At 70.2% G+C, this 26529-nt stretch carries 25 protein-coding genes and 1 pseudogene; 10 read left to right on the top strand and 16 right to left on the bottom strand.

Annotated elements, in window-relative coordinates; genetic code table 11:
* Nucleotides 1–39: 39 nt before the first annotated feature.
* Nucleotides 40–1335, bottom strand: coding sequence for an alpha-glucosidase/alpha-galactosidase (locus AB0K03_RS05605; RefSeq protein ID WP_364680928.1), 1296 nt, complete (start codon nt 1333–1335; stop codon nt 40–42).
* Nucleotides 1336–1445: 110 nt separating this feature from the next.
* Between AB0K03_RS05605 and AB0K03_RS05600 the strand changes: the two genes are divergently transcribed.
* Nucleotides 1446–2225: a DeoR/GlpR family DNA-binding transcription regulator gene (locus AB0K03_RS05600; RefSeq protein WP_364680925.1), complete on the top strand. Its 780-nt coding sequence runs from the start codon at nt 1446–1448 to the stop codon at nt 2223–2225.
* Here the strand turns inward: AB0K03_RS05600 and AB0K03_RS05595 are convergent.
* Together AB0K03_RS05595 and AB0K03_RS05590 are read right to left on the bottom strand one after the other, a co-directional pair.
* Nucleotides 2209–2679: a YbaK/EbsC family protein gene (locus AB0K03_RS05595; protein ID WP_364680922.1), complete on the bottom strand. Its 471-nt coding sequence runs from the start codon at nt 2677–2679 to the stop codon at nt 2209–2211. The two genes, AB0K03_RS05600 and AB0K03_RS05595, sit on opposite strands and share 17 nt — an antisense overlap.
* A gap of 20 nt (nt 2680–2699) precedes the next feature.
* The gene (locus AB0K03_RS05590) at nt 2700–3497 is read right to left on the bottom strand and encodes an MBL fold metallo-hydrolase (protein ID WP_364680921.1); all 798 of its coding nucleotides are present in this window, start codon (nt 3495–3497) and stop codon (nt 2700–2702) included.
* Between the two features lie 119 nt (nt 3498–3616).
* On the opposite strand from AB0K03_RS05590, the gene AB0K03_RS05585 reads away from it, so the two are divergent.
* Nucleotides 3617–4375, top strand: a complete 759-nt coding sequence (locus AB0K03_RS05585; RefSeq protein WP_364681717.1) for a SigB/SigF/SigG family RNA polymerase sigma factor — start codon at nt 3617–3619, stop codon at nt 4373–4375.
* 240 nt (nt 4376–4615) lie between these two features.
* Here AB0K03_RS05585 and AB0K03_RS05580 read toward each other — a convergent pair whose 3' ends face one another.
* Complete coding sequence (locus AB0K03_RS05580) at nt 4616–4939, bottom strand: STAS domain-containing protein (RefSeq protein ID WP_364680919.1); 324 nt, start codon at nt 4937–4939, stop codon at nt 4616–4618.
* 314 nt (nt 4940–5253) lie between these two features.
* On the opposite strand from AB0K03_RS05580, the gene AB0K03_RS05575 reads away from it, so the two are divergent.
* Nucleotides 5254–5919 (top strand): hypothetical protein, encoded by a 666-nt coding sequence (locus AB0K03_RS05575; RefSeq protein WP_364680916.1) that lies wholly within the window; start codon nt 5254–5256, stop codon nt 5917–5919.
* A 4-nt stretch (nt 5920–5923) separates the two neighbouring features.
* Here AB0K03_RS05575 and AB0K03_RS05570 read toward each other — a convergent pair.
* A pseudogene (locus tag AB0K03_RS05570) lies at nt 5924–7179 on the bottom strand (serine/threonine-protein kinase).
* Between the two features lie 136 nt (nt 7180–7315).
* Between AB0K03_RS05570 and AB0K03_RS05565 the strand changes: the two are divergent.
* On the top strand, nt 7316–7864 hold the full coding sequence (locus tag AB0K03_RS05565; protein ID WP_364680915.1) for a sigma-70 family RNA polymerase sigma factor: 549 nt from the start codon (nt 7316–7318) through the stop codon (nt 7862–7864).
* Between the two features lie 7 nt (nt 7865–7871).
* Here AB0K03_RS05565 and AB0K03_RS05560 read toward each other — a convergent pair whose 3' ends face one another.
* From AB0K03_RS05560 to AB0K03_RS05540, 5 genes are all read right to left on the bottom strand, one after another.
* Nucleotides 7872–8105, bottom strand: a complete 234-nt coding sequence (locus tag AB0K03_RS05560; protein ID WP_364680912.1) for a hypothetical protein — start codon at nt 8103–8105, stop codon at nt 7872–7874.
* Nucleotides 8106–8629: 524 nt separating this feature from the next.
* The gene (locus AB0K03_RS05555) at nt 8630–9445 is read right to left on the bottom strand and encodes a uridine kinase (protein WP_364680910.1); all 816 of its coding nucleotides are present in this window, start codon (nt 9443–9445) and stop codon (nt 8630–8632) included.
* A 20-nt stretch (nt 9446–9465) separates the two neighbouring features.
* The gene (locus tag AB0K03_RS05550; RefSeq protein WP_364680908.1) at nt 9466–10545 is read right to left on the bottom strand and encodes a hypothetical protein; all 1080 of its coding nucleotides are present in this window, start codon (nt 10543–10545) and stop codon (nt 9466–9468) included.
* Nucleotides 10546–10623: 78 nt separating this feature from the next.
* Nucleotides 10624–11025 (bottom strand): hypothetical protein, encoded by a 402-nt coding sequence (locus tag AB0K03_RS05545; protein WP_364680906.1) that lies wholly within the window; start codon nt 11023–11025, stop codon nt 10624–10626.
* Nucleotides 11026–11067: 42 nt separating this feature from the next.
* Nucleotides 11068–12234: a hypothetical protein gene (locus AB0K03_RS05540; RefSeq protein ID WP_364680903.1), complete on the bottom strand. Its 1167-nt coding sequence runs from the start codon at nt 12232–12234 to the stop codon at nt 11068–11070.
* Between the two features lie 190 nt (nt 12235–12424).
* Here AB0K03_RS05540 and AB0K03_RS05535 point away from each other — a divergent pair, with 190 nt between their 5' ends.
* From AB0K03_RS05535 to AB0K03_RS05525, 3 genes are all read left to right on the top strand, one after another.
* Nucleotides 12425–13003: a hypothetical protein gene (locus tag AB0K03_RS05535; RefSeq protein ID WP_364680900.1), complete on the top strand. Its 579-nt coding sequence runs from the start codon at nt 12425–12427 to the stop codon at nt 13001–13003.
* A gap of 218 nt (nt 13004–13221) precedes the next feature.
* Nucleotides 13222–14358, top strand: coding sequence for a carcinine hydrolase/isopenicillin-N N-acyltransferase family protein (locus AB0K03_RS05530; protein ID WP_364680897.1), 1137 nt, complete (start codon nt 13222–13224; stop codon nt 14356–14358).
* Between the two features lie 252 nt (nt 14359–14610).
* On the top strand, nt 14611–15774 hold the full coding sequence (locus AB0K03_RS05525) for an IS110 family transposase (RefSeq protein ID WP_364680894.1): 1164 nt from the start codon (nt 14611–14613) through the stop codon (nt 15772–15774).
* A gap of 61 nt (nt 15775–15835) precedes the next feature.
* Here AB0K03_RS05525 and AB0K03_RS05520 read toward each other — a convergent pair whose 3' ends face one another.
* Complete coding sequence (locus AB0K03_RS05520; protein ID WP_364680892.1) at nt 15836–16330, bottom strand: hypothetical protein; 495 nt, start codon at nt 16328–16330, stop codon at nt 15836–15838.
* Nucleotides 16331–16736: 406 nt separating this feature from the next.
* Here AB0K03_RS05520 and AB0K03_RS05515 point away from each other — a divergent pair, with 406 nt between their 5' ends.
* Nucleotides 16737–17582, top strand: coding sequence for a methyltransferase (locus AB0K03_RS05515; RefSeq protein ID WP_364680891.1), 846 nt, complete (start codon nt 16737–16739; stop codon nt 17580–17582).
* A 678-nt stretch (nt 17583–18260) separates the two neighbouring features.
* Here AB0K03_RS05515 and AB0K03_RS05510 read toward each other — a convergent pair.
* Entirely contained in the window at nt 18261–18440 is a 180-nt protein-coding gene (locus AB0K03_RS05510) for a hypothetical protein (protein ID WP_364680890.1), read from the bottom strand.
* 170 nt (nt 18441–18610) lie between these two features.
* Here AB0K03_RS05510 and AB0K03_RS05505 point away from each other — a divergent pair, with 170 nt between their 5' ends.
* Nucleotides 18611–19180 (top strand): hypothetical protein, encoded by a 570-nt coding sequence (locus AB0K03_RS05505; RefSeq protein WP_364680887.1) that lies wholly within the window; start codon nt 18611–18613, stop codon nt 19178–19180.
* Nucleotides 19181–19197: 17 nt separating this feature from the next.
* On the opposite strand, the gene AB0K03_RS05500 is transcribed toward AB0K03_RS05505, so the two are convergent.
* The 3 genes from AB0K03_RS05500 to AB0K03_RS05490 all read right to left on the bottom strand — a co-directional run bounded on the left by AB0K03_RS05500 (nt 19198) and on the right by AB0K03_RS05490 (nt 22768).
* A complete protein-coding gene (locus AB0K03_RS05500; protein WP_364680884.1) occupies nt 19198–19686 on the bottom strand; it encodes a DUF6461 domain-containing protein in 489 nt (162 codons plus the stop codon).
* A gap of 503 nt (nt 19687–20189) precedes the next feature.
* Nucleotides 20190–20741 (bottom strand): hypothetical protein, encoded by a 552-nt coding sequence (locus AB0K03_RS05495; RefSeq protein WP_364680883.1) that lies wholly within the window; start codon nt 20739–20741, stop codon nt 20190–20192.
* A gap of 872 nt (nt 20742–21613) precedes the next feature.
* Nucleotides 21614–22768, bottom strand: a complete 1155-nt coding sequence (locus AB0K03_RS05490) for a branched-chain amino acid ABC transporter substrate-binding protein (RefSeq protein WP_364680881.1) — start codon at nt 22766–22768, stop codon at nt 21614–21616.
* A 70-nt stretch (nt 22769–22838) separates the two neighbouring features.
* On the opposite strand from AB0K03_RS05490, the gene AB0K03_RS05485 reads away from it, so the two are divergent.
* Nucleotides 22839–24884 carry an EAL domain-containing protein gene (locus tag AB0K03_RS05485; RefSeq protein ID WP_364680879.1) on the top strand — a complete coding sequence of 682 codons (2046 nt, stop codon included), beginning with the start codon at nt 22839–22841 and terminating at the stop codon, nt 24882–24884.
* Here the strand turns inward: AB0K03_RS05485 and AB0K03_RS05480 are convergent.
* The gene (locus AB0K03_RS05480; RefSeq protein WP_364680877.1) at nt 24881–26524 is read right to left on the bottom strand and encodes a phospholipid carrier-dependent glycosyltransferase; all 1644 of its coding nucleotides are present in this window, start codon (nt 26522–26524) and stop codon (nt 24881–24883) included. The genes AB0K03_RS05485 and AB0K03_RS05480 overlap by 4 nt on opposite strands.
* Nucleotides 26525–26529 lie beyond the last annotated feature (5 nt).

The following is a 26529-nucleotide window of genomic DNA, read 5'->3' as shown; positions in this document are numbered from 1 at the left end:
ACAAGGTCTCGCGTACAAACGAGCATTCCGTAGTGCGCGTCAGCCGCGCAGCGCCGCCGGGATCAGGTCGCCGTGCGCGGCGGTGAGCTCGTCGCACAGCTCCCAGATGCGCTCCACCGGCAGGGTGGCGGCGGTGTTCGGGTCGGCCATGGCGGCCTGCCGGACCATGCGCGGATCGCCGGTCACCGCCGCCCGCACCGTCAGCTGGCCCACGCTCACGAACGACCGGTTGAGGGCCGCGCACTGCAACGGCAGCTCACCGACCCGCTCCGGGCGTACGCCCAGGCCGTCCACGATGCACGGCACCTCCACGGCGTACCCCTCGGGCAGGTTGGCGATCAGGCCCCGGTTGGCGACGTTGCCGTGCACGCGCCGCAGCGTGCCGGTGGTGATGCTGTGGATGATCTGCGGGGCGTACTCGGTGGCGTCGCGGCTGACGTCGAGCGGCTCACCGGCGAGCACGGACGCGCGGGTGGCGTGGTACTCGGCCACGTTGTCCGCGCTGATCCGCAGGTAGTCGCCGACCGGGATGCGCAGCCGCTCGATCTCCTCGTCGTGCCGCAGGTACCAGGGCACGTACTCGCTGGAGTGCTCGCTCGTCTCCGTCGGGAAGTAACCGAGCCGGCGGTACATGTCCATCCGTACCCGTCGCCGCAGCTCGGGGTCCTTCTCCAGGCGCTCGTCCAGGCGCGGGTAGAGGCTCTCGCCGCGGTGTTCCCACCGCAGCAGCCAGGCCTGGTGGTTCACTCCCGCCGCGCTGTAGTCCACCTCGTCCAGCGGCACGCCGAGCAGCTTGCAGAGATCGTGCACCGTCCAGAACACCGAGTGGCACAGCCCGACCGCCTTGAGGTCGGGCGCGACGGCCGCCAGGAAGCCGACGTTCATCGCCATCGGGTTCGTGTAGTTGAGGAACCAGGCGTCCGGGCACAGCTCGCGCATGTCCCGCGCGATCGCTTCCAGCACCGGGAAGGTCCGCAGCGCGCGGAAGATGCCGCCGATGCCCAGGGTGTCCGCGATGGTCTGGCGCAGGCCGTACTTCGCGGGGATCTCGAAGTCGCGCACGGTCGCCGCGTGCATGCCGACCTGGATGGCGTTGACGACGAAGTCCGCGCCGTCGAGCGCCACGCGCCGGTCCAGGCTCGTGGTGATCCGCGGCTGCGCGCCGAGCTGCTCCGCGGTACGCCGCGCGATCGCCTCGGCGGTCTCCAGCCGCTCGGGGTCGATGTCGTGCAGCGCGAGAGTCACGCCGCGCAGCTCGTCGAAGGAGAGGATGTCCGCCAGCAGCTCACGGGTGAACACGACGCTGCCGGCGCCGAGGAAAGCGATCACTGTCATGGCGGGATTCTTGGCGTTGCGCCCTAAGCGCGCAAGGAAATCTGGTCAATCGCTTGGAAACGAACTACAGTGACTGCGCGTTTGATCAATACACCTCGAAGAAGGGCGCGATGGCACCCAGCACCCTGCGCCGCGCCGACCGCGTGTCGGCCATTCTGGAGCGTGTGGCCAGCCACGGCTCCGTCGACGCCGGCCACCTCGCCGGCGAGTTCCGGGTCTCCCCCGCCACGATCCGCCGCGACCTGCAGGCGCTCGAGGACCAGCGGCTGCTCTCGCGCACCCACGGCGGCGCGGTCGCGGTCGACGTCGCGTACGAGCTTCCGGTGCGCTACCGGGTCGGCCAGCACCGCGAGGAGAAGGCGCTCGTGGCGCGCAAGGTCGCCGACATCCTGCCGAAGGGGCCGCTGACGCTGGGCCTCACCGGCGGCACCACCACGCACCTGCTGGCCCGGCTGCTCGCCGAACGCGTCGACCTGACCGTGGTGACCAACGCGCTCAACATCGCGTCCGAGCTCGCGCTGCGCCCCCGGCTCAAGCTCATCATGACCGGCGGCGTGTCCCGCACCCAGTCGTACGAGCTGGTCGGCCCCATCGCCGACCAGGCCCTCGCCGGGCTCAACATGGAGGTCGCGGTCGTCGGTGTCGACGGCATCAGCGCCCGCGGCGGCCTCACCACCCACGACGAGATCGAGGCCAACACCAACGCCACGATGATCCGCCGCGCCGACCGCGTCATCGTGGTCGCCGACGGCTCCAAGGTGGGCAAGGTGTGCCTGGCCGGCATCTGCGCCATCACGGACGTGGCGACGCTGGTCACCGACTCCAGCGCGGACGCGGCCGGCGTCGACGCGATCCGGCGCAGCGGCACCGAGGTCATCGTCGCCGGCTGACCTCCGGATCGGTCACGTCCGCGTACGTGCCGCCGAGCGCGGACACCGCCGCGTCGGCCGGGACCTGCAGCGCCACGCCACGCTCGCCGGCGCCGAGGCTGATCGTGCGCCCCCGGACGCGCTCGTCGGCGATCACCGGCCACGGGCGGGCCGACCCGAACGGCGTGATGGTCCCCCGCTCGTAACCGGTGGCCTCCTTGGCCGTCGCGGCGTCGGGCATCGACAGGCGGCTCACCCCGAGCAGCGCGCGCAGCTTCGGCCAGGAGATCTGCCGGTCACCCGGGACCAGCACGAACAGGTAGTCGTCGGCGGACCGGCGTACCACCAGGGTCTTGACGAGGTCGCGGACCTCGACGCCCTGGGCGGCGGCGGCCTCGGCGACGCTGCCGACCGGCCCGTGCCGGACCACTCGGTGCTCGATCCCGGCGGCGGTCACGGCGTCGACAGCGGTCACGTGATCACGATATCGCGCGCTCACACCCGGACCGGCAGCTCCAGCGTGGCCCCGCGGGTGATCGGCCGTACGCCGGTCAGCCCCTCCTCGCGCGCCCGCCGCAGGTAGTGCTCCAGCGGCGTCTTCTGCACCTTGTAGTCGTCGTTGTGGATCGGGATGGTCAGCCCCGGCCGGATCAGCTTCGTCGTGGCCACCCCCTGCTTGTCGTCCATGGTCAGCAGCATGCCGAGCAGCCGGGTGCCGCCGAGGTGGATGAGCATCGCGTCGATCTCGCCGCAGCGGCGCGGGATGTCCGCCAGGTGCGAGCCATAGAGCGTGTCGCCGGTTACATAGAGCCGCAGCCGGGTGCGGTTGTCCGTCTCGAGTTCCACCACCGAGCCCATGACGTCCGGCAGCAGCCGGTCGACGGGCCCCGGCCCGTGCCGCCCCGGCACCGCGGTCACCCGCAGCCGGTCCCCGCCGCGCGCCCACTCGTGCGTCTCCCACGTCGGCAACCCCCGGACCTCGCCGAATCGCGAGCGCCGCAACCGGCGCTGCGCCTGCGGGGTGGTCACGATGGGCGTTTCGTACGGCAGATCGCGACGCGCCTCCTTGTCGAAGTGGTCGCCGTGCAGGTGAGACAGGAGTACGGCGTCCAGCGCCCGCACGTCGAGGACGTCCAGCGCCGGATCCTTCACCCGTTTCGTCCACGCGCCCTTGCCCAGGTACACCCGGCTGCCCGCGGGCCCGAACGCCGGGTCGGTGAGCAGGGTGAAGCCGCCCAGCCGCAGCACGGTCGTGGCATTGCCGACGAAGGTCACGCTCGCGTTCACGGTCATCGCTGACGCGTACCCGGTTATCCACATCTCAACCGATGCGAGTTGCGTCGGTCGCTGCGTCGTTTATCGTGGGGTGAGGCGGGTACACAACGCGCTCGGCGAGAGGAATCACGATGACGATGACGAAGACGCGCGTACCCGAGAGCGGCACGACCCTGCTGCGGGACATGGCGGACACCCCGGCCGGCCCCCGGCGGGCGGCCCTGCGCGACGAGGCGGTGCGGGCCTGGCTGCCGCTCGCCCAGCACCTGGCCCACCGCTACAGCGGCCGCGGCGAGCCCGACGACGACCTGCTGCAGACGGCGACGGTCGGCCTGATCAAGGCGATCGACCGCTTCGACCCCACCCGCGGCGTCGAGTTCGCCGGCTTCGCGATCCCGACGATCCTCGGCGAGATCCGCCGCCACTTCCGCGACCGCACCTGGTCGGTGCGCGTGCCCCGGCGCATGCAGGAGCTGCGCATGGCCATCACGGAGGCCGGCAACGCCCTCACCCAGACCCTGGGTCGTTCACCCACGGTCGCCGACATCGCGGCCCACCTGAACACCACCGAGGAGGAGGTGCTCGAGGGCCTCGAGGGAGCCCGGGCGTACAGCGCGGCCAGCCTGTCGACCCCCGTCACCGAGGACGGCGCCACCTCACTGGGCGACACGCTCGGCGAGGACGACCACGAGATGCAGCTGGCCGAGCTGCGCATCGCCCTGGGTCCGGCGCTGGCAACCCTCGACGAGCGCGAACGCACGATCCTGTCGCTGCGCTTCTTCGGCAACCTGACCCAGTCGGAGATCGCGGCGAAGATCGGGGTCTCCCAGATGCACATCAGCCGGCTGATCGCCCGGTCCCTGACGAAGCTGCGCACGGAACTCACCGCCGGCTGACCCGGCCGCCCCGGGCGCATCGCCGCGGCTTCCCCGGGCGCATCGCCCGGACCGTCCCGGGCAATCGCCCGGGGCATGGCATCCGCGAGCATCCGGCCCGGCACCCGGGACCATTCGACCGGGGAGCCGGGCGGGCCTGCCGGGCTCCCCGGGCCCGGGCTTATCGCGCCTCCTGCCCAGCCGGCCGCCGTGGGCCGCTCCCGCTCCCGGCGAGTCCGTCGACGCGGCGGTGGATGGGCCTCAGCGGCTGCCGAGCCACTCCCCCACGCCGGTCACCGCCAGGACCCGTGCCGCCACACCGCGCGCACCGTTCGCGCGTACAAGGACGTTCGCCGCCATCGCCGCCGCGCGGGCACGGATGAGGGCCGCGATGCCGGCCGCGTCCAGGAACGTCACGCCGGACAGCTCGATGCACACCTCGCGGACGCCCGCCCGCCCGGCCGCGACGGCCACCGCCTCTTCCAGATCCTCGGCGCTCGCCAGGTCCAGCTCACCCGAGACGGCCAGACAGACCATCCCACCGTCGGCGGGATGCTCGGCGATGACGAGCGGCGGCATCTGCATCGCTCAGCACTGTAGAGCGCAAGTCCTTGCCATGGAGCAACGATTCCGCATCGGCGCTTCCCTGACGTGGATCTCACCGGTCCGCACGCGGCCGGAGCACAGCGGAGATCGTCAACACGGCGGCCCGGCCCCGACGGGCCCGAAGGCGTCCCGGACGCAGCGGCGACGGAGGCGGCCGGCCGCGTCCCGCCCTGGCGACGTCCGCCGCGCAGCGACCCCGCCTGCGGTCGTTATGGTCCCGTGACCGGATGTCCAGAACCGGCGCCGGGAACCCGGCATCGCACCAAAGGACAGCACGATCATGCGGGGGAAGGATGACGACAGTGCGGGCGATCGCGATCATGGGGGCGGCACTCGGCATGGCGCTGATGACGGGGTGCACGAACGGCGTGGAACAGACGGGCGGGATCGCCGCTCCGGCCGGGGAGCCGCCCTCCTCCTCTGCCCCGGCGGCACCGGGGACGGCCACGCCCAGCGCGACACCGTCCCGGACGCCGGCGCCTCCCTCCCCCTCGCCGACGACCGCGTCCCCGGCCGGCTCGCAGCCGGCGCGGACGGCCACCGCGCCGCGGGTGCTCGGTCCGTTCGGGCTGGGCGCCCTGAGGCTGGGTATGACGCGTGAGCAGGCGGAGGCCACGGGGATGATCCAGGGGTACAGGGTCGAGGACTTCACCGGGAGCTGCGGCATTGCGAAGGTGCGGGGCACCACCGCGACAGTCTTTTTCACGCCGGGACTGGGCCTGTCCAACATCGACATGTACGGCAGCGTGCGGACCCCGGAGGGCATCCGGCTGGGGAGCTCGATGAGTGCGGTGCAGCGGGCGTACCCGGACTGGGAGGAGGTCCTGGGCGGCGGCGACAACGGATACGGCTGGGCGGTAACGCCGGGCAACGGGCAGGCCAAGTACCGCATCGACGTCAAGGACGCGAGGGTCACCTCCGTGGACCTGTCGCTCAAGGGTCAGAAGTGCGTGGAGTAGCGGGTCACGGCCGGCGCAGCCGCAGGCTGCGCAGCACCTCGTCGGTGCGGTCGTCCGGCCCCACCTGCTTGACCTGCACGTAGACGACGTCGGCCGTCCCAGCGGCCAGCACCACCTCGCTGTAGGAGACCGTCGTGCCGCCGCACTCCGTCCAACGCCGAACCCGGCCCCTCGAGTCCGCCACGCCCACCGGGCGGTCCGGGCCGGGCCGGCAGCGGCCGTGGGCGGGCGCACGCGGCGGCGCGGATCCTCCCGCCATCGTGGCGCTCAGCCCGGCGAAGACACCGGGGGCAGGGCTGAGCGGGTCTGCCCAGGCGCCCAGATCGGCGCCGACCAGCAGGCCGGGCCGGCGGCCCTCGGCCAGTCCGACGGCCGCCGGCTCCCAGCCGCTGTCGCGCAGCTGCGACGCCCAGTCCCGGGGCACCGCGACGGACAGCGCGCCGGTGGAGTCGGTGACCCGCACCCATCCGGCCGTGGGTGCCGCGGCGCCGAGCAGTGCGAGCAGGGCCAGGACGGCGGCCGACGCCACGGTACGGCGCAGGACGCGCAGCACGCGGGTCCGGCGGCGGTCCGGGCCGGTGGCGGCGTGCAGGGCCGAGGCGTACGTCTGTGCCGAGGCCCAGCGCCGCTGCCGGTCCCTCTCCAGCGCGCGGAGGACGATGTGATCGACCTGGCGAGGGATACCGGGGCGCAGCCGGGACGGCGGTGTGAGGGCCGCGTGCGGTGGCCGCCCGGTCAGCATGTGGTACGTCAGCGCCCCCAGCGCGTGGACGTCGGTACGCACATCGATGCCGCCACCCGGCACCGCCTGCTCCGGCGCCATGTAACCGGGGGTGCCGGCGACCACGGTGAAACCGGAGGCGTGCGCGATGCTCTTGGCGAGGCCGAGGTCCGCGACAAGCACCCGCTGGCGGCCGCGGACCGTGCTGAAGAGCACATTGGACGGCTTCAGGTCACGGTGCAGCACGCCGGAGTCGTGCAGCACGTCACGGCCGCAGCGATGTCGGCGGCGGTGCGCAACGCCGTACCGATCGGCATCGGGCCGCCGGCGAGCCGCTCCGCCAGGCTGCCGCTGTCCGCATAGGTCATCACCTGGTACGGGCGCCCGTCCGGCAGTTCGCCGAAGTCGTGGACGCGGACCAGCAGCTCCGAGTCGGCCAGGCGCAGAATCCGCGCCTCCTGCTCGAAGCGGGCGCGCACGTCGTGGTGGTGTGCCCAGTTGTCGGCCAGCACCTTGATCGCCACCTGCGCCTCGAGCACGTCGTCCTCGGCCAGCCACACCGTGGCGAAGGCGCCCGCGCCCAGCCGCCGCGTGACCCGGTAGCGGCCGATCCTCGCAGGTATTGACACGAACGTATTATTCACAAACCGCACGGCGTGCGACGGGGGACCTACGGTGCAAGACGATCTTCAGGAAGACCTGGCCCACCGTGCGGCGGCCGGGGACGCGGCGGCGCTGGACGCGCTGCTCGCCCACATCCGGCCCGGCGTGCTGCGCCGGTGTTCACGGTTCCTGCCCTGTCCGCAGGACGCCGAGGAGAGCTGCCAGGACGTGCTGCTGCAGGTGGCCCGCACGATCCACCGGTTCGAGGGGCGGTCGAAGTTCTCGACGTGGCTGCACGTGGTCGTCGCCAACAGCGCACGGCAGACGTACCGGTCACTGAAGCGGCGCTCCGCCGAGCAGGCGTACGACGTCCCGCCGGTGGACGTGGCCGACGCCCGTACCACCAGCGTCATCGCCGGCTCACGCCTGGATCTGCTGGACGCGCTGGAACGGCTGGAGGCGTACCGGCCGGACTGGGTGGCGCCGATGGTGCTGCGTGACCTCTGCCAGCTCGACTACCGGGAGATCGCCGGGCAGCTCGGCCTCCCCGAGGGCACCGTGAAGTCACGGATCCATCAGGCACGCGGCCACGTCCGCGAGTCGCTGACGCGCGGCATGTGACGGGCGGTCAGCCAGATGTGCCGCGCTTCTTCACCTCATCCGACAGCCCGCGGGCGCGTTCGGCGATGTCGCCGGCAGTCTCCGTCATCGCGTCGGCAAGCCGGTGCAGCCGCTCCCCCGCGGGGCCGGGGCGTTCGTCGGCGCTGACGTGCAGGCTCTGCTCGGTCTCCTCCAGCACCATCGCGTTCAGGTGCATCAGGTCCGCGGCGCGGGTCCTCCGGTCGTGGTGTTCACCGCTCATGGCGCCCCCTTACCCAGCCGATCTTGGGTCAATCACCCGGCCGTCCGGGCCGGCCGCGAGACGCGGCGAGGAGCTGGGCCGGCCCCGGCACCAGGCGAGATGGCGTCACGCATGGCCGGCCCCGGCGCCAGCCGCGCCGATGCGTGGCAGACAAGAACCGCGTTTCTCCTGCTCAGGAGTCATTCGTCGGGTTCTGGCGATTCAACTGGCGTGACCTCGAAGGCGCACACCTCGGGCGGCTGATCCTGACCAGACAACCGACGTGGCCGGCGTCGGCCTGCACGCGCCTTGTGCGCCGGAGATGCGGATGAGCCGTGGAACCGCCTGATGGGGTCCGCTAGGCCGATGGCTGCACCGTTCTGAGGTTCTAGACTCCGGGTGGCTGCAATCCCGGTGCTGCAGAGACGGGCGATCGGGCAGCGTCTACCGGGACTTTCCGCTGCTCGCGCCCGTACCAAACTCCGCATCGAGGCGGCAGACCAACGCCCTATGAACGCCGCCGATCGTTCCTTATCGGCGGCAGATCAGTGCGTCATCCCGCGGAGAATCCGCGGCGCGTCGAAGTCCTGGTTGTCAATGACAATCGAAGCGCGCTGATGCGGAGAGCAGGTTCGGAAATAGATGCGTTGACCCTCGACGTAGCGGTGCATGCTGGGATGATTCGGGTCAGGACTTGTCCCGTCACGAACAGCCATGCGTTTGGCGGTCACCTCGAACGGCACATCGAGGAAAACGGATAGATCCCACTGGGCGACGAGCTCCTTCCTGTGGAGGAACAGCCCGTCCACCACGAGGATCGCACCTGGCTCGGCGACGCGCGGCTCGACGTGGAGCACGGCGTCGGTCTCAACGTCATGAGCTGCCGGCCGGTATCTCCGGCTTCCACCGGGGCTGAACGGGTCCAGGACGTCGTGGTGGAAGCGTGCGTAGTTGTACGAGTCCTGCCAGAATCCGTCGGGCGAGTCCCGCCCCTGTCGATAACGGATTGATCGCACGTTATGGAAGTCGTCCAGTGATATCCGCACGACTGGACGACCGAGTACGCGTATGGCTGCGGCAATTCTTTCCGCGAAGGCAGTCTTCCCGGAACCGTCTACGCCGTCGACAGCGATACGCAGGTAGTCGCCCTCGAGGTCGATAACACGTGTGGCGACGTAGCCGATGACGTCGCGCTGCGGGGTGGAGGCCGTCACGCCGCAAGTCTGCCAAGTGCTGATCCAGCGGCAGAAGGCGCGTCGTCGGCCTTCGACCTGCGCACTGTTGTCGGCAGATAGGCGCCCCGGCGCGTGCGACTCGACGTTCGCTGAGCGGCCCACGCCAGCAGGGCGCTGTTTGTTCACCTGGAGGTGATCGGTTCCGTTCAGCCGGCCGGCGTCAGGCCGCGGTGCACGTCCTGGGAGCTCGCGCCGTAGAGGTTGGGGCGGTTCACGCCCAGCTGGCCGATCACCTGACGGCCGGCGGCGATGCCGTTGCGCAGCTCCGTCAGGGCGTCGGCCACCTTCGTCTCGTCTTCGACGAACTTCTCGTTCTGGTTTCGCAGCGCCCGCTGCACCGCCACCGCGACCTCCTGGGCGGTGGCGCCGCCGACGTCGACCTTCTTGGCGTCCGAGCCCACCGACAGGCCCTGCGCCAGGGTGCTCGACGAGATGATCACGGCGCCCACCCACACGGCGATGGTGCCGCCCGTGGCGGCGAGCAGCGTACCTGCGGCGATGCCGACCAGCGTGCTCCAGGCGTACTCCTTCGACGATTTGCCGCCCGCGCCGAGATCCCCCAGCGCTTCGAGAGCCTTGTCGATCAGATCGAGGACTGCCTTGCGCTGGGCGATCTTACTGATCTTGTTGGCCTCCAGGATCTCCTTCGACAGGCGAGCCGCCGCAGCCTGACATGCCTCCCCGTTCTCGAGCGGAGCGACGAAGTTGGTGAGGAAGGTCTGCTGGAAGGCGCCCTCCCAGTGCTGCGTCATCTCCTCGCGTACCGTCTTGAGGCCGGCGAGGCCGAGATCCCGGTTGCCCAGGCCGTTCTGCTCGGCCGTGGGTCCGCCGAACATCTGCGCGATCTGGTCGAGCGCGTCGATGGCCGGGTTGGCCTCGTCGGGGTCGGGCGTCAGATACCCCTCGAACGTCGGGACGACCCAGGCGTAATGCTCGTTCTGAATGGCGTCCTGCCATTGCTTGACCTGCGCGTCGGTCAGGTAGATCTCGCTGTCCGGCAGCCCCGGGCCGTTCTGCACGATGACGGAGAAGCCGCCGCTCGTGACGGTGGTGGCCGGCTTGTCCGGGTTGGCCTTGTTGTACTCCTCCAGCAGCGCGGCGAGGTAGGAGTCCAGATCCTTCAGCGTCTGCCGGACGAACTCCTGACGCAGCTTCTCCGCCTTCTGTTTCAAGGCGGGCACGTATTGCGCGTTCGCGTACGCGGCTGGCGTGTCGGCGTTACCCACAGTTCTCGGCCCCCTCGTGAACAACCGTTTGTGCTGGTGCCGCCGGTCGACGGCTGATCACCGCCGCTGACGCGACGGTCAGGACCCTCCGCCCTGCCGAGACGGGACGAGCGGCCCGTTGGGGTCGTCCTCGGAACCCGGTGCGGGCGGCGCGACCGCGGGATCCGGGGAGTTCCGGTACGGATCCTTGAGGATCACCTGCAGTTCCCCCGCCGCGTCACTGTCCGTGGCCTCGTACGCGAGCCGCGCCTCGCGGACGCCGGTGGCGCCGTCCATGACCACGCCGCCGATGTCTGCGTACATGTCCTGAAGTTCGTCCTTGAGCGTGTTCCACATGGTCAGGGCGAAGGTCAGGCCGGCCGCGCTGCCGTCCGCCTCCACGAGGCGGTTCGCGTCGTAGTACACGTCCGCGACGCGGGGCAGCAGCGCCTCAGACACCCGCCACAGCGCGAACAGGTCACCTCCGGTGACGTCACCCATCACCATCACCTCCGTCATCAGTCAGCGGGTCCCGCGAGCTCGTCATCGACGGGCCCCGCGGCGGGACACCAGCAGCACCACCACGATCAGCGCGAGGACCAGCACGATCCCCAGCGTCACCGTCCACCATTGCCGCCACCAGGTGCTCTCCGCCGGGACGTCGGCACCCGAGATCGCGGGCAGTGCCAGCTTGTACACCCTGTTGCCGCGCACGTCAGCCACATATCCGACCTGGTCGTCCACCATGGTCAGCGGGCCCACGAACGAGGGCGTGGCGAGAACCGTCTCCACCCGGCCGTCGGGGTGGAACCGGAACAGACCGTCGTCGGCCGAAACGTAGACGGCATTGCTCGTCGCGGCGACGTAGACGTTGCCCTGCCACGCGCCGGCGGGGATCGTCGCGCTCTGGTTATCCGACAGCGACCACCGACTGTCGCCGTCACGGACCACGGTGCGCATCTGCTTGCCGGACAACACGTACAGCAGGGTGCTGGCGACCCAGCGGGTGCCGTCGGCCCCCGCCGCCGTGGAGATCGGCGCGTACGGGAACGTGAACGACGTGGCCTCACCGCCCGCCAGCAGCCCGACGTCACCGCTGCCGATCAGCGTGCTGATGACACCGTCGGCACCGACCCGCCGGACGCGGTAGTTCCGCAGATCGCCGAAGATGACGGCGCCGGCGCTGTCGACGTCGATTCCGCTCACGTCGCGCACCTGGGCGTCGGTCGCGGGCCCGCCGTCACCGGAGAACCCCGGCCCGTTCCCGCCGGCGACCAGGCGCACCTGCCCTGCCGACAGCGAGAGGATGCGGGCGTTCCCGCTGTCACCGATGTACACCGCCCCCGTCGCACCCACGGCAAGGCCTGCCGGGTTGCGCAACGTGACGTCGGCGGCGGGTACCTGCGCTCCGGAGGGTACGGGCACCTCCCGCGATCCCTGCGCCGCCCGGCCCTTGCCGACGACCGTGCTGATCACACCGTCCGGTGCGATGGCGCGGACCACCCCGTTCGCGGTGTCGGCCACGTACACGGTCCGGTCGGGCCCGACGGCCAGCCCGCTCGGCTGGTCGAGGGTCGCCGCGGTGGCGGGACCGCCGTCGCCGGAATACCCCGCGGAGCCGGTGCCGGCCACCGGGGTCGCCACCGCCCCGTCGGCGAACGCGGCATGAGGAAAGCCGAGCGTCGCCACCGCGATGAATGTGGCAGCCATTGCTCGCGCCGTACGTCTCATGGCAAGTTCCTAACACATGTCCGCACGGGCCCGCCGTCCCGGATCACGCCGTCCCGCGCCGCCCCGGCCGGTCACACAAGAAATCAACGGTCGCTTATCGTGTCCTTCTTTCAGCGCGTGAAACGGCCCGCCCGCCCGATGGGCCTGCGGCCGGCGAAACGGGGGGATGATGACCGGACCGGACCTGGAACGCAGACCCGAGATCTCGGCGTCGTCGCCGGACGGCCACATCTGGGCGGACACGACCGACGGTACGGACATACGCATCACCTTCAGCTACGGCGCCTTCGACGGCTACATCGACGCGGTCCTGGCCCACCAGCTCAGCCGCCTGGGCCAGGCGATGTGGATCGCCTTCCAGCGCTCCCAGGACGACCTGCACGAACGCCGCCGGCACTCGTTCCTCGTCGTCACCGAACCGGACGGCCCGCCGGAACGCACCCCCGAGCAGGCCGCGTACCACGAGGCCCTCAACGAGGTCGTCGCCACGGGCACCTCCCCGGACGGCTCCATCACCGTCCGCACGACGGGCGCCCTCTACTGGGACGTCGACTTCCCCGACGGCACGATCGCCCGCCTCGGCGAGCGCGGGTTCATCTCCCAGATCACCACCGCGGTGCAGACGATGCTGGCGGATCGCGAGAAGAAGATCGCCGGGCTGAAGGCGGAATTCCTCGACCTGGGCGTGCCCCGGGCCTGGACCCAGATGCTCGCCCAACTGCGCGAGCAGAACCGAAGCCGGGACTGACCCGCCCGGCACACCCCGCGCCACGGCCGCGGTATCAGGAGTGGGCGCGGCCGCGGCCCTCAACTCACGCGGTAAGGCCCTGGAGACCTGGAGCGGCGGCCCCCGACCGCATGAAACGCCCGTCATCGGCGGCAGATCCGCGCGTTGGCGGGTTTGTACCTGAGCACCAGCTCGGTGCAGCGCCTGGTTGACCAGTCTGATGTGTGAGGATCACTGACGTGCGATATGACAACGGCGCCGGACCAGGCAGCATATCGACCGTCGCGGGCGGGCCCGGTGACTTCGCCGTCGTCTCTCACCTGGTCGTCCGCGGTACGCAAGCCGAAATAGGTTTCGCGCTCGCCCGCGCAGCGATCGACGCGTACGGTTCGGTGCCGTGCCCGGTGCCCCCCGTACTCGGCCGTGCTCGGAAACGGTGGTTCGAAGCGAATTGGCCCGAACATCACGAACGCTGCCGGGGAATGGCGGCGGCATTCGGCGTCGCCGACGACGACCCGTCGCTGTGCGTCGATGAGCTCAATGGACTGCCCCTACCGGGCGGGTGTTCGGCGGTGTGGTGCCCGCCATCGCCGACAACGCCGGCCACGATCGTGCGCAACTTCGACATTCATACGTCGGTCATCGGAACCGGGCCGGCCACCCGGGTCGGACAGCGACTTCCCGCCCTGGCCCGACCATATGTGCTCGAGATGCACCCGGACCGCGGACTGTCCTCCGTGGCGATAACCGGAAACAACCTGAGCAGCTGCCTGGAAGGCATCAACGAGGCCGGCCTGTGCGTCGTCGAACTCGCCGACGGCCAAGGCGACACGATCCGGCCGACGACCGCACCCCAAGCAGGCCTGGACGAGGCTCAGCTACCGAGGTTCCTGCTGGACCGTTGTCACACCGCCGCACAGGCGCGAGAGGCGCTGCACGGCGCCAAGCACTACACCCGGTACAGCTCGTGCCACTTCTTGATCGCTGATGCCCACGGCGACGCGTTCGTCTGGGAGCGCGAACGCGACAACGTCGAACACATCATCGACGCTTACACGGCACCGCTGGCCATCACGAACCACCTGCTGTCACAAGCCACCGCGCCCGCACCCGACGACCAGAGCAGCACTTATTCTCGACTTCGCCATCTCGCACGACAATTCGAACACGGTGACCCGGATGTCGAGCGCATGCACACTGCGCTTGACTCGATCCGTGCTGAAGGGGCGACCGATGGCCCGTCCAGCATCCCGACTGCCGCCACCCTCTGGCGTAGCGAGTACCGAATGTCGAAGTCGTCGATGACGACCCGCTTCCTCCTCGGCACCCAACCAAGCCGGCGCTACAGCGCACCCTTGACCATCGCTTTGCGATGATACGGCTGCACTGCACGCCCTCTCCGCGGCTACTTGTTTCATTGATCTACGACCGCAGCCCGGCCAGGCTTGGTCGAGGTGACCGGTGGGATCGCTCGCTTGCGGCTGTCCACCGCAGGTCTGGTGTGACTCACTCATGGCATGCGCCTGCCGGTCACCGCGGCGCGGAGTGGCTCAAGAGGGGTATGCCCAGCTCAAAGTAGCGCTGCCCTCCCGTCGACCACATCGTCGGATCGAGGGAGAAGTAACGGCATGGGCCAGGTCGTCATCGGCGTAGACCCGCACAAACGTTCCGCCACCATCGAGGTCATCGACCAGCGCGAACGCGTTCTGGACAAGGGCCGGTTCGGCACGGACAGCGACGGCTACCAGGCCATGCTCGCCGCCGGGCGTAAACACACCGACCGGGTGTGGGCGGTAGAGGGCTGCAACGGCATCGGCAGGCACGTCGCCCAGCGCCTGGTCGCCGATGGCGAAACCGTCCTGGACGTTCCGGCGAAGCTGTCTGCCCGCGCCCGGGTCTTCTCTACCGGCCAGGGCCGCAAGACCGACCCGGTCGACGCGCACAGCGTCGCCGTCGTCGCCCTGCGCACCTCTAACCTGCGACAGGTCGTTGTCGACGACACGACCATGGCGTTGCGGCTACTCGTCGACCGCCGTGATCAGCTCGGTCGTGCCCGCACCGAGGTCGTTTCGAGGCTGCACCACCTGCTGCTCGAGCTGGTGCCCGGCGGGGCGAAGAAGTTCCTGTCCGCCCAGCAGGCGCGGGCGTTGCTCAACACCGTCCGGCCCCGCGACGTGGTCGGCAAGACCCGCCGCTGGCTGGCTTCCGAACTGATCCACGAGCTCGTCATCATCGACAAGAAGATCAAGATCGCGAACGCCGAGCTAACCGAGCTGGTCGCTTCCACCGGCAGTGAGCTGCAGAAACTGCACGGGATCGGCCCGTCCGGGGCGGCCCGTCTGATCGGTGACATCGGCGATGTCAGCCGGTTCACCAGCCGCGGCCACTTCGCGTCCTGGAACGGCACCGCTCCGATCGACGCATCATCCGGCGATCAGAACCGACACCGGCTGTCGCGGGCCGGCAACCGGCGCATCAACCGCGTGCTGCACATCATGGCCGTCGTCCAGCTGCGCAATGACACCGAAGGTCGCCGCTACTACCGGCGCAAACTCGCCGAAGGCAAGACCACGATGGAAGCGATGCGAGCACTGAAACGACGGCTGTCCGACGTCATCTACCGGCAGATGGCCGCCGACGCGAGACGGCTCAGGACGGGCCCGGGAGGACAAGCGGGGGCGACTCTGCAATCCAGCGCGGCCGACCCGAACCCCAAGGCCGACACTTCGGAGAAGTCACTTCCCGGACCCGCCGAAGACCACCTTAGAACACCGCTTCTCACCAACCATTGACACAGAGGGGTGCCATGAGAGTAAACCGGGTCATGTCGTCGCCTCATCGGGGCGGGTGCGCTCATCCGTCGTATGAACCATTCACTTTCATTGTGCGCGGCCCGGTCGGTAGGCCGAGGAACCACCAGGTGCCAGGCGGTGGCTTCGGCAGCTGTCCACGGAGCAAATCGACCATTGCTTGTGCCAGATCGGCCATCGGGATCGTCGACATGGCCGGGTCATCATCGATGCGCCAGATCACCGGGTGCCCCTCGGTGCGCCGGGCCTCGGCGTCGGCCTGCGTAACCGAACCGAGTGCCCGTAGCCGGGCGCCAGCCTCGTATGCGATCGCCGCGAATGACTCGACCGCGTCGGCCTTGACCACCGGTTCCAAGTCCAGACCGACTGTGCCAGCGACAATGGCCACACCGGTGAGAGAGCCGGCCAGCTGGTCGAACCATGGACCCGGCGCACGCTCACGTCCCACCGCAAGCATCTCGTGGGCCAGGAACGAAATGCTCACGTCGTAAGCCCAGAAGTTCCGCCCGTACGCTGATACCGCGGCCGTCTTCGACATGCTCCCATGATGACGACGCCGTAGGCGTGTCTCGACCGACATCTCATGATCCGGTGCCATTCCTCAGACAGCGCGCCGAGAGTCGCTGGCATATCGCAACCCATGCACACTCATCGGCACGAGCGTGCGGCAGGAGGTCTTGGCGTGTGTCACCCGGCGTAACCGCTCATCGCCGGCTGCCGCGCGTTCGGCGGCAGATCCGGATGGAAGGTGAAGCTTCCGTGCTCCGGTCGGCAACTGTCCGGCGAGTGGTAGGGCAGGCCTGCTCCGCCGGAGTGAGGCTGTGTCTCGTTTCGTTCCGTGTCGCACTGACGTGGCGCGCGGTAGGTCGTGAGAATGTCAGCATGAGTTCATCACGGCCCTCGCCGACCCCGCGTTCGAGTCGGACACGACCGCGGGCGGGCCGGTGAACACCGCTGGCGCCCGGTCCGGCTCCCCATCGCCGCATACCCCTGGGTCTACTCCGGATCACCGCTACCTGCTCGACAACGCCAAGGTGGAGGCGGGCGAGCGGTTCCGCTGGCTGGCCGAGCTGTTCGACAGTGTCACACGGGGGCACGTCGACCGGCTCGGAGTGACGGCGGGCTGGCGCTGCTGGGAAGTCGGCGCTGGAGGCCCCAGCATTCCCGAGGCACTCGCCACGGCCGTCGGACCAACCGGCCACGTGCTGGCCACGGACATCAATCCTGCCTGGTTGGACCGGCACGGCACGTACCAGGTGCTTCAGCACGACATTGTCAGGGACCCGCCGCCGCAGCCAGGCACGTTTGATCTGGTACACGCCAGGCTCGTGCTCGTCCACGTACCCGACCGTGCCCGGGCGCTGGCGACGATGGTGGCGGCACTGCGCCCCGGCGGCTGGCTGTTGGTCGAGGATGCCGACACCGAGCTGCAGCCGCTGGCCTGCCTCGACGAGGTCGGCCCGGCACAGCAGCGCGCCAACCGGCTGCGGCGCGCCGTCCGGGAGATGATGACCCGCCGCGGCGCCGACCTGCGCTACGGCCGTACGCTGCCGCGAGCGTTGCGTGCGGCCGGCCTCGTCGATGTCGCGGCGGCCGGCTGCTTTCCAGTCGGCGGAATAGCCTGCGACCGGCTGGAGGCCGCGACGATGCACATGGTCCGCGTCGAGTTACTCGCCGCAGGGTTGGCCGACGACGCCGAGATCGACGCTCACCTGGCCGCCGTCAATGCCGGCGAGCTCGACCTCACCCTCGCGCCGCTGATATCGGCATGGGGACGCCGCCCGGAATAGCCCCCGCCATCACCACAGCGCCCGCATCGATCGATCCGGCCAACCCGAACGCCCGCCGCAACGCACCAAGCTCTGACCACGCCCCAGTCATCGCAATTTCGCGAACCTCTGACGGTCCGAATCGTCCACGCGCTTCACCGCGGCAGATGAGGATGCGTCCATCCCAGCTGCTCTAGGCTCGGCGAACCGGGAACGGTGGGTCTGGGAAGCACGCATCACAGTCATCGCACAGCGTTAGTTCTGTGGTTCGCCATTCGCGAAGCTTCGCCGGGGCACCGCACCATTCACACACAGCTTGGGAGAGAACTCCGAACGCGGCAGTGATGTTATCCAACTCCTCTGCTTCTTCAGGTGACCACTGCGTCTGGCCCTTGACCCATCTGCGCGGAAACGCCTGGTACGAGAGTTCGCCGTACTTCTGTTTGATGGCGAGGAGCTCGTACTCGGGGAAGACGGCCAGGAGTCGGTCATGGCAGCCCTCAACGAGTGTCCGCCATCCCTCGCCAACCCACGCAACGTCGAAGTCGCCGTTTCGTCCGTGCTGCCGCAGCCTATCGACCAACTCGGGGCTGTTGACGGGATCGAGGCACCACATGAACCAAGCGTCCCACGTGATCGGACATGCTGCGCACGCTCATCGGCACGACAGGATGCCGGCCACTGGCCCGGTCGCCCTGGTCAGCGAAGGATTGGGCCCTGCTGTCGGTCCTCGACGGCGTGCTCGATCGCTCGTGCCAGGGCTGACGGCAGCGGAACCAGCACCGTCTTGTCGCCCTTGCCGCGAACATTCAGGACCCGGTGGCCGCGTTGTTTGCCGAGGTCGCCGATGTTTGCGCCGCAGGCTTCGAAGATCCGCAACCCGACTGGCACGACTGCCCGGCCAGGCAAGGTCGAGGTGACCGGCGGAGCAACCTCCGAAGGCCCGGCTGGCGCCGACAGTCGAACGTGCACGCAGCGACGGGCATCGTGTACGCGAACCGTTCTGACGTCGGGTACTGTATGCGCTCCCTTCAGATTGAAAGGAACGTATGCGCACCGATTTCCTGCGCCGCTCCGTCGTGCTCGTCGGTGGCGCCCTGGTCCTGGCCGGGTGCTCTGCCTCCGCGGAGCCGCAGGCCGAACCGCCCGCTGCGCCGCCGTCTGCCTCGTCGCCGGCGTTCAGGTTTGCCGTCCCCGCCGAGTTTGACGGGCTTCCGCGGACCACGACCACGAAGTGGACCAAGGTCGCGCAGAACGCCACCCGCTCCCTCAAACGGAACATGCTGCGCCCGCTCGACACCCTGACCGCGGTGTACGTCGATACCAGCGACCCTGCCGAGGGTGTCGAGCTGAGTGCCGTCGCTGGTGAGGTGTTCGACCCGGCGGACCAGCTTCGCCTTATCACCGGCAACCTGGTCGGTGACTGGCAGGACGCGGAGATCGAGGGTGGCGTCGGCACTTGCAGTGTGAATCGTGAGGAGCGTCCGCTGATCCGCACCGAGTGCTACTGGGCGGAGCCGAGAAGCGTCGGACGAGTCTCCCTCTGGGGTCTGACGGACCGCCGAAAAGACTTCCCGGCCATTCAACGGCAGGTCAGCCGCGGCACCATCTCGGGTTGAGCATGCCGGCGCAGTCCTCAGTTGCAGCTGCGCCTACCCATGTTCGTAAGGACTTGGTGTTGTGTTGGCCCTGCTTCGGTCCGGGCTGTCAACGGCGGCCGAATCTGGACCCCCTGCGCGGACAACGCGGCCGGGGTGAGCGGGTCTGCCGGCATCGTGGTGCCGGTGACGAGCTCGGCCAGGACCAGGGCCTTGGGGCCAGCCGGCTCCCAGGAGTCCTCCTCGTCTGCGGAGGAATCGGCGAAGCCGGCATCGCGCATGAACGGTCTGAGGGCGGCCGGATCGCTGCCCCACATGCGGTCGTCGGCGGAGAAGTCCGGATCGAAACCGGCGACGACGGTTCCGTCGATCGCGTACGCCACCTGCGGCGACGCGTAGTCGCGCCGGAGGACCGACAGCGCTTCCGTGCCGCGCGACAGCGACTCCAGCAGCGCCGCATCGGCACCCTCGAAACCGTACGGCTCGATCACCACCGACCACGCCCCGAGAGCGAGCGCGACGGCCATCGGGGTACCCCTCGTCGAAGTCCTCCATCAGCTCGCCCAGCTCCGTATCTGTCCGCCGGGCAAGAGTGTCCGCGTAGCCGCCCATCCTGCGCAGCGCTTCCGCCTCGTCGACTCCCTTGATGAACGTCAAGCTGAAGATGTAGCCCAGGTGGTGGTACAACGCCTCCGCTCGCGCGAGATCAACCATGTGCCGACGCTAGGTCCCAGCCGACACGGCCGGGGCACCAACGCCGTAGTTGGTCACCGACCGCCGGCGGCTCCACGAGGACCTCGGCAGACCGTGCACCTGTCGAACCCGTTGATCGACGCGTGGTCCAGGTTGCGCAGAATCTCCAGCTCAAACTGACGTCGCCGTTCGGCGACAACCTCCTTCCGGGCTTTGCCAGCGACAGCGTGGGCATGGACGGCGAACCCGATGGCGATCGTGGCGGCAAACCCGCCGACCACGTGCGCGGTTCCGAATACCCGCTGTCAGGCCGGCCTCGGCTTCGTCAAGGCGAGGATCATGCCTTGCGCCACCGGGCCCGGTCCTCACCGTCCTTGAGCGTGCACCGCATCCGTGTGCCTTTGCTCGTGTAGCCGATTTCACCTACCGGGGAGCAGAAGGCCCCCGGCGTGACCGTCTTCCCCGGAGCTTTCGTCGTCGATTTTGGGCTCGGCTTGACCGTGGTGGGTCTTGGTTTCGGCTTGGTCGTTGCCGGCCTCGGGGACTGCTTCTTCGTCGTAGGCTCGGGTTTGATCGTCGTCGTCTTCGGCGCCGGCCGGGTCGTCGGCGGGGTAATCGAGTCAGCGGTCGCCTTCGGGGTCGCGGTCGGGGCACGGCTTGTGGTGGCACCCACCAGCGGGGCGATATTCTCGGAGTCCCCGGCAGGCTGGGTGACGGCGGGCTGATCCGGATCGTCGAGGACACCGGCCAAGCCGAGTGTCACCGTTGACCCAACACACAGGACGAGCACGCCGAGGATCGACAGCAGTACGATTCTCAGCGGGGAGCGTTTCTTCGGCTGCGGATAGGTGGCGGTGGGCTGCTGCCACGGCCGGTCGGGTGTGGACACCCGGGCAGTGTGCCCCACCTGCCAGGGCGGAAGGGGCGTTCGGGGAAGGATCGGCCAATCGGTGAACGATCGTGCCGGGACGCCCGGGCCGGGTCGCCTGTCCAGGCAGGCGCGATCAGATGATCGGCGGCCCATGCCACTCATCAAGAATGTCATCGCCGCATAAGGAATTCACCAAACGTCACGGCAAGGCCGGAGCGCCGGACCACTGTCTCAACAAGAACGTCCACATTCTGCCTTTCGGCAATCGATGTTCCAGGAATGGCTTTCGCCAGCGTCACCTCAGCCGAAGCAGCTACTCATGTGCTGACACCAAACCTGCATCCGGTGCACTGTTCTCGGCAGATCCGTGCGTCGGTGGTGTGTTGCCGAGCGCAGCTCGGTGCGGCGCCTGATTCACGGTCTGATGTATGAGGATGGCTGACGTGCGATCTGCCGACGGCGCCGGACCGGCCACCATGTCGACCGTCGCGGGCGTGCCCGGCGACTTTGCCGTCGCCTCTCATTTGGTCGTTCGCGGTTCACAAGCCGAGATCGGCTTCGCGCTCGCCCGCGCAGCGATCGACGCGTACGGATCGGCGTCGCGCCCGGTGAAGCCGGTACTCGGCCGTGCTCGGAAACGGTGGCTGAGGGAGCGACCGATGGCCCTTCCAGCACGCCGACTGCCGTCACGCTTTGGCGTAGCGAGTACCGAATGTCGACGTCGTCGGTGACGGCCCGCTTCCTCCTCGGCACCCGGCCAAGCCGCCGTTGCAGCGCACCCTTGACCATCGCTTTGCGATGACACGCCTGCTGTCCAGGAGACTTCGCGACCGTCTTGAAGACGATTGGCGTGGTCGGCTATGAGGACCCAGACGGGGGGAGGTTCGCGGTCAGCCCTGGGCCGGCTGCGGAATGACGCGGAACCCCGTACCCGTGGCGTGCAGCAGCAGGAAGCGGGGCGTGGTGCGCGTACCGTCCGGGTTGAAGCTCATCGGCCCGGACAGGGCCGTCATGTCGGTTTCGGCGATCGCCTTGCGGACCGCCGCGCGGTCGGTCGTGCCCGCGCGGCGGATGGCGTCCAGCGCGACGGTGACCGCGTCGTACGACTCGACCGTCGACGGGCCCGGGGGCGAGCCGACCGCCGTCCGGTAGCGCTGCGACCAGGTTGCGAGCTCCGGCATGAGCTCGGGCACCAGCATCGCGGTGCCGTAGAGGTCCGCGGTCTGGGCGCGGGACAGGCCCTCGAGCAGCGGGCCGTCCGTGGCCCCGTCCCCGACGACCACCTTGCCGCGGTAGCCGCGGGCGCGCAGGTCGACGACGAGCTGGCGGGCCTCGGCGTAGTAGCCGGTGTAGTAGACGACGTCGGCGCCGCCGTCGATGATCGCCTTGGCGGTACGGCCGTAGCCGGGCGCGCCCTGGCTGATCTCCCATTCGCCGGCGACGCCGATGGTTCCGGATGCGCGGGCCGCTGCGACGGTCGCCTCGGCCAGCGTCACGGGGAAGCTGGTGCCGTCGTGCACCACGGCGAGCCTGCGCGCGCCGGTCCGGGTCATCCAGCCGGCGGCGAAGTCCGCCTCCGCGGCGACGGTCCCGCAGACCAGGAAGACACTGTCGTACTTCGGTGTCAGCAGGTCGGTGGAGTTCGACTGCGCGAGCACCATGGGTACGCCCGCAGCCCGGAAGATCTTCAGCGTCGGCACGGTGGCGCTGGAGCAGTAGCCGCCCACCGACACGGTGACGTCCTGCGCGACCATGGCGTGCGCGGCCGTGACCGCCGTGCCGGCGTCGCACGCGTCGTCGCCCACCACGAGTTCGATGCGGCGGCCCAGCACGCCGCCGCGGGCGTTGGCCTCGTCGACCGCCATCCGCGCGGCGCTGACCATGGCCTCGCCGGACGAGCTGCTGCGGCCGGTCAGCGGCACCAGCGTGCCGAGCCGGATCGTCCCCGCCGCGGAACCGGCGGCGCCCGCCGGGTCCCGGCCGTCGGCGCAGCCGCCCGTCGTCGCGAGCACCAGGGCCACCACGGCACCACAGACCAGTCGCATGGCTGCCACATCGGTCCCGGGGTGGCGTACCTGAGAAGACCATTTCCTTCACCCGGCCACCGGTCTGCCGATGAAGCCCGACGTGGTCGGGCACATCGGTGGATCTCTGCGGACGCGCGTCGCCGGTTTCGTGCGCCGCGGCGGGGGCACCACCGCGGCGCTGGCGGCGGTGCTGCTGGCGCTGGCCGCGTACGTGCTGCAGGGCACCGCGCACACCGGCCGGGCCACCGACGAGCAGCGGCACGCGCTGGGCATCGACGCGCTGTTCTCGGAGGCCCGTACCGCGATCGCCATGCAGGAGGTGAACCTGCGGCACTACCAGGTGGAGCCGTCGGTGGCCGTACGGCAGCGCTTCGACCAGGTCGCGCAGGCGGCGGACAGCGCCCTGACCCGGGTGGGTAGCGACGGCGACAGCCGCGTCCGCGACGACGCCCTGCGCTTGCGCGAGGAGCAGCGGATATACCGGGCGCTGGCCGTACGCCTCATCGACCTGATCTCCGACGGCGATCCGGGGCATGTCCCGTTCGACCGTCTGGAGGTCACGCCGGCCTTCTACACGCTGCAGGACGACGCCGACCGGGTCGCGCGCGCCTACCACGAGGCCGCCCAGCGGCAGGTGGACGCGCTGCGCCAGACGCAGGTACGGCTGCTCGCCGGCACCGCCGTGGGGTTCGCCGCCGGGCTGGCGCTGGTCGCGATGATCCTGCGGCTGGTCGTCGGCTACCAGCGGCGGCTCGTCGAGCAGGCCGACGAGAGCCGCCACCTGGCGCTGCACGACCCGCTGACCGGCCTGCCGAACCGGACGATGTTCGCCGACCGGCTGCGCGCCGCGCTCGCCGACGCCCAGGGCGGCGGCCACCAGATGGCGCTGATGGTGATCGACCTCAACGGTTTCAAGGTGGTCAACGACACGCTCGGCCACCACGCCGGTGACCAGGTGCTGCTGGAGGCCGGCCGGCGGCTCAGCTCGGGCGTCGGCGAAGCGGGCGTCGTGTCCCGGCTGGGCGGCGACGAGTTCGCCGTGCTGCTCCCGCGGGTCCCGGGCGCCGCCGCGGCGACCGCCCTGGCGGAGAGCCTGGCCGAGGCGCTGGGCCGCAATTTCGTGCTCGAGGAGGGGCCGGCGGCGATCAGCGGCAGCCTCGGGGTGGCGCTGGGCCCGCTGCACGGCGCCGGCGACGACCTGTTCCGGCACGCCGACGCCGCGATGTACCGGGCCAAGGCGGGCGGCGGCGGGGTCGCCCTCTACGACGCCACCGCGGACACCGGCACGCCGGACCGCATGCAGCTCCTCGCGGAGCTGCGTGCGCTGCTGGACGACGGCGACCCGGGCGGTCAGCTCGAGCTGCACTACCAGCCCCAGGTACGCCTGAGCGACGGCACCGCGACCTCGGTGGAGGCGCTCGTGCGCTGGAACCATCCCGCGCGCGGGATGCTGCCCCCGGCGGCGTTCCTCACCATCGCCGAGACCAGCGGTCTCGAGGTGCGGCTCACCGGCCACCTGCTCGCGCTGGCGGTGCACCAGGCGGCGGCGTGGCGGCTCGCGGGCCGGCCGCTGACCGTGGCGGTGAACGTCTCCCCCGGCTGCCTCATCGACCCCGGCTTCGTCCCGGCGGTGCTGGACATCGTCGCCGCCGCCGGCCTGCCGCCCGCCTTGCTGCGCCTCGAACTGACCGAGACGAGCATCATGGCGGACCCGGCCAGCACGGTGCGCGCGCTGGGCCGGATCCGCGAGGAGGGCGTCACCGTGTCGGTCGACGACTTCGGTACGGGCTTCAGCTCGCTGGCCCAGCTGCGCCACGTGGCCGCCGACGAGCTCAAGGTCGACCGCATGTTCATCAAGGACCTGGGCAGCGACGACTCCGGCCGTACGCCGGACGCGGTGATGGTGCGCAGCGCCATCGACCTGGGCCACAACCTGGGCCTGAGCGTGGTCGCCGAGGGCGTCGAGGACGTGGCGGCGCTGCTGCGGCTGCGCGAGATGGCGTGCGACCTCGCCCAGGGGTACGTGCTGAGCCGCCCGGTGCCCGCGGCGGACCTGCCGGCGGCGTGCGACCGGGCCGAGGCGACCGCCCGCGCGGCGTTCGCGGCGACGACGGGTGCGGCGGCGGAACGCTAGGGACGCCGGTAGATCGTGATGGAGTGGCCGACCTCGTCGATCGGTGCGCCGCTGGTGCGGATCAGCTCGGCCAGCGTGCCCGTCGCCTTCGCGATCGAGCTGTCCGAGATCACGACCAGCCCGTGCACGTCGGTCGTCTGCGCGCCGAGCGGGTTGCGGGCGTGGATGCCGTACGCCGACGGCACACCCGCGCCCTTGTAGACCAGCCACACCGGCTCGCCGGGGTAGCGCTCGCGCAGGCGGTCGGCGAGGCGCCCGAGGTCCTGCCCCCAGTCGACGTTCGAGTCGTGCAGCCGCAGGTGGGTCTTGGGCGGGCCGCCGAACGCCTCGTTCGAGTACGGCAGGTAGTACGGGAACGTCCGCAGCGAGCTGACCGCCACGCTCACCGCGAGCACCGCCGCGGCGACGTGGGCCCAGCGCCACCGGAGCAGCAGGACGGCGGCCGCGGCGACGGCGAGGAACATCGGCATGAAGATGGCGTACCGGGTGCCGAAGTCGCGGGCGCCGGTCATCGCGACGGCCAGCAGCACCGCCGGCAGCACCAGCACGTAGGCCGCGGCGACCCGCAGCCGGGGCAGCGCGAGCATCGTCGCGGCGCCGGCGACCCAGAGCACGAGCATGCCCAGCGGCGTCTTCACCAGCAGCGCGGTGGGCAGGTAGTACCAGAGCGACCCCTGGTAGTGCCGGCCGAACAGGAAGCCGCTCCATGGGGCGTCCTCGAGGCCGAACTGGATGCGCATCCCGTCGCGGTACGACTGCGGGACGGGCAGCCAGTCGATCAGCACACCCCGTACCCCGTGCACCGCCGGCAAGCCGGTGGGCGGCACCCAGCGCAACCAGGGGTCGACGGCCAGGTAGCTCAGCCACACGACGGCGACCGCGGCCACCGCGATCCCGGCCGCCGCGACCGGCGGCCGCCAGGCCTCGCGCGGCCGCCGGCTCAGGACCGCGACCGCACCCAGGACCATGATCACGGGTACGGCGGGCAGCACGCTCATCCGCGTGGCCAGCGCCGCGCCGAGCGCCACGGCGGCCAATGGCAGATACAGCAGCGGCCGCGCCCGGGCCCGCCACGTCAGCCAGACGGAGGTCAGCAGGAAGGCGATCGCCGGCACGTCGAGCGTCGCCAGCGACCCGTGGGTGATCACGTCGGGCGAGAACGCGTACAGCGCCAGGGCCAGCACTCCCCCGGCCGCGTTCGTCAGGTCCCGGGCGAACGCGAACACGACGAGCCCGGCCAGCAGCGTCAGCACGATCATCGGCAGCCGGGCCAGGAACATCAGCTCGTACGGGTCGTTGCCGGCCTCGTACAGCACGTGCCGGCCCAGCTGCGACTGGTCGCCCCGGAAGCCCGGGTCGAGGTGCGGCCGGGCGAACGCCAGCCCCGCGGCCATGAGCAGCTTGCCCAGCGGCGGATGCTCGGGGTTGTAGCGCACGCTGTGCTGCTCGAGGTAGGTGACGGCGGTGCCCACGTACACGGGCTCGTCGATCGTCGGCGTCTGCTGCACCGCGGTGGTGACCATCGCGGCGGCCATCTGCCCGAGCAGCAGCGCCACGACGACGGGCAGCAACCACCGCCGGCGTCGCGATCGGCCCGCCTCCGGCGCGGCGGTCGCTGGCTGATCGAGTTCGACGGTCACCGGGA

It is taken from the genome of Actinoplanes sp. NPDC049316 (assembly GCF_040677315.1).
Classification (GTDB): Bacteria; Actinomycetota; Actinomycetes; order Mycobacteriales; family Micromonosporaceae; genus Actinoplanes.
The sequence above is the reverse complement of the archived record's forward strand: the minus strand, read 5'-3'. Positions and strand labels throughout refer to the sequence as shown.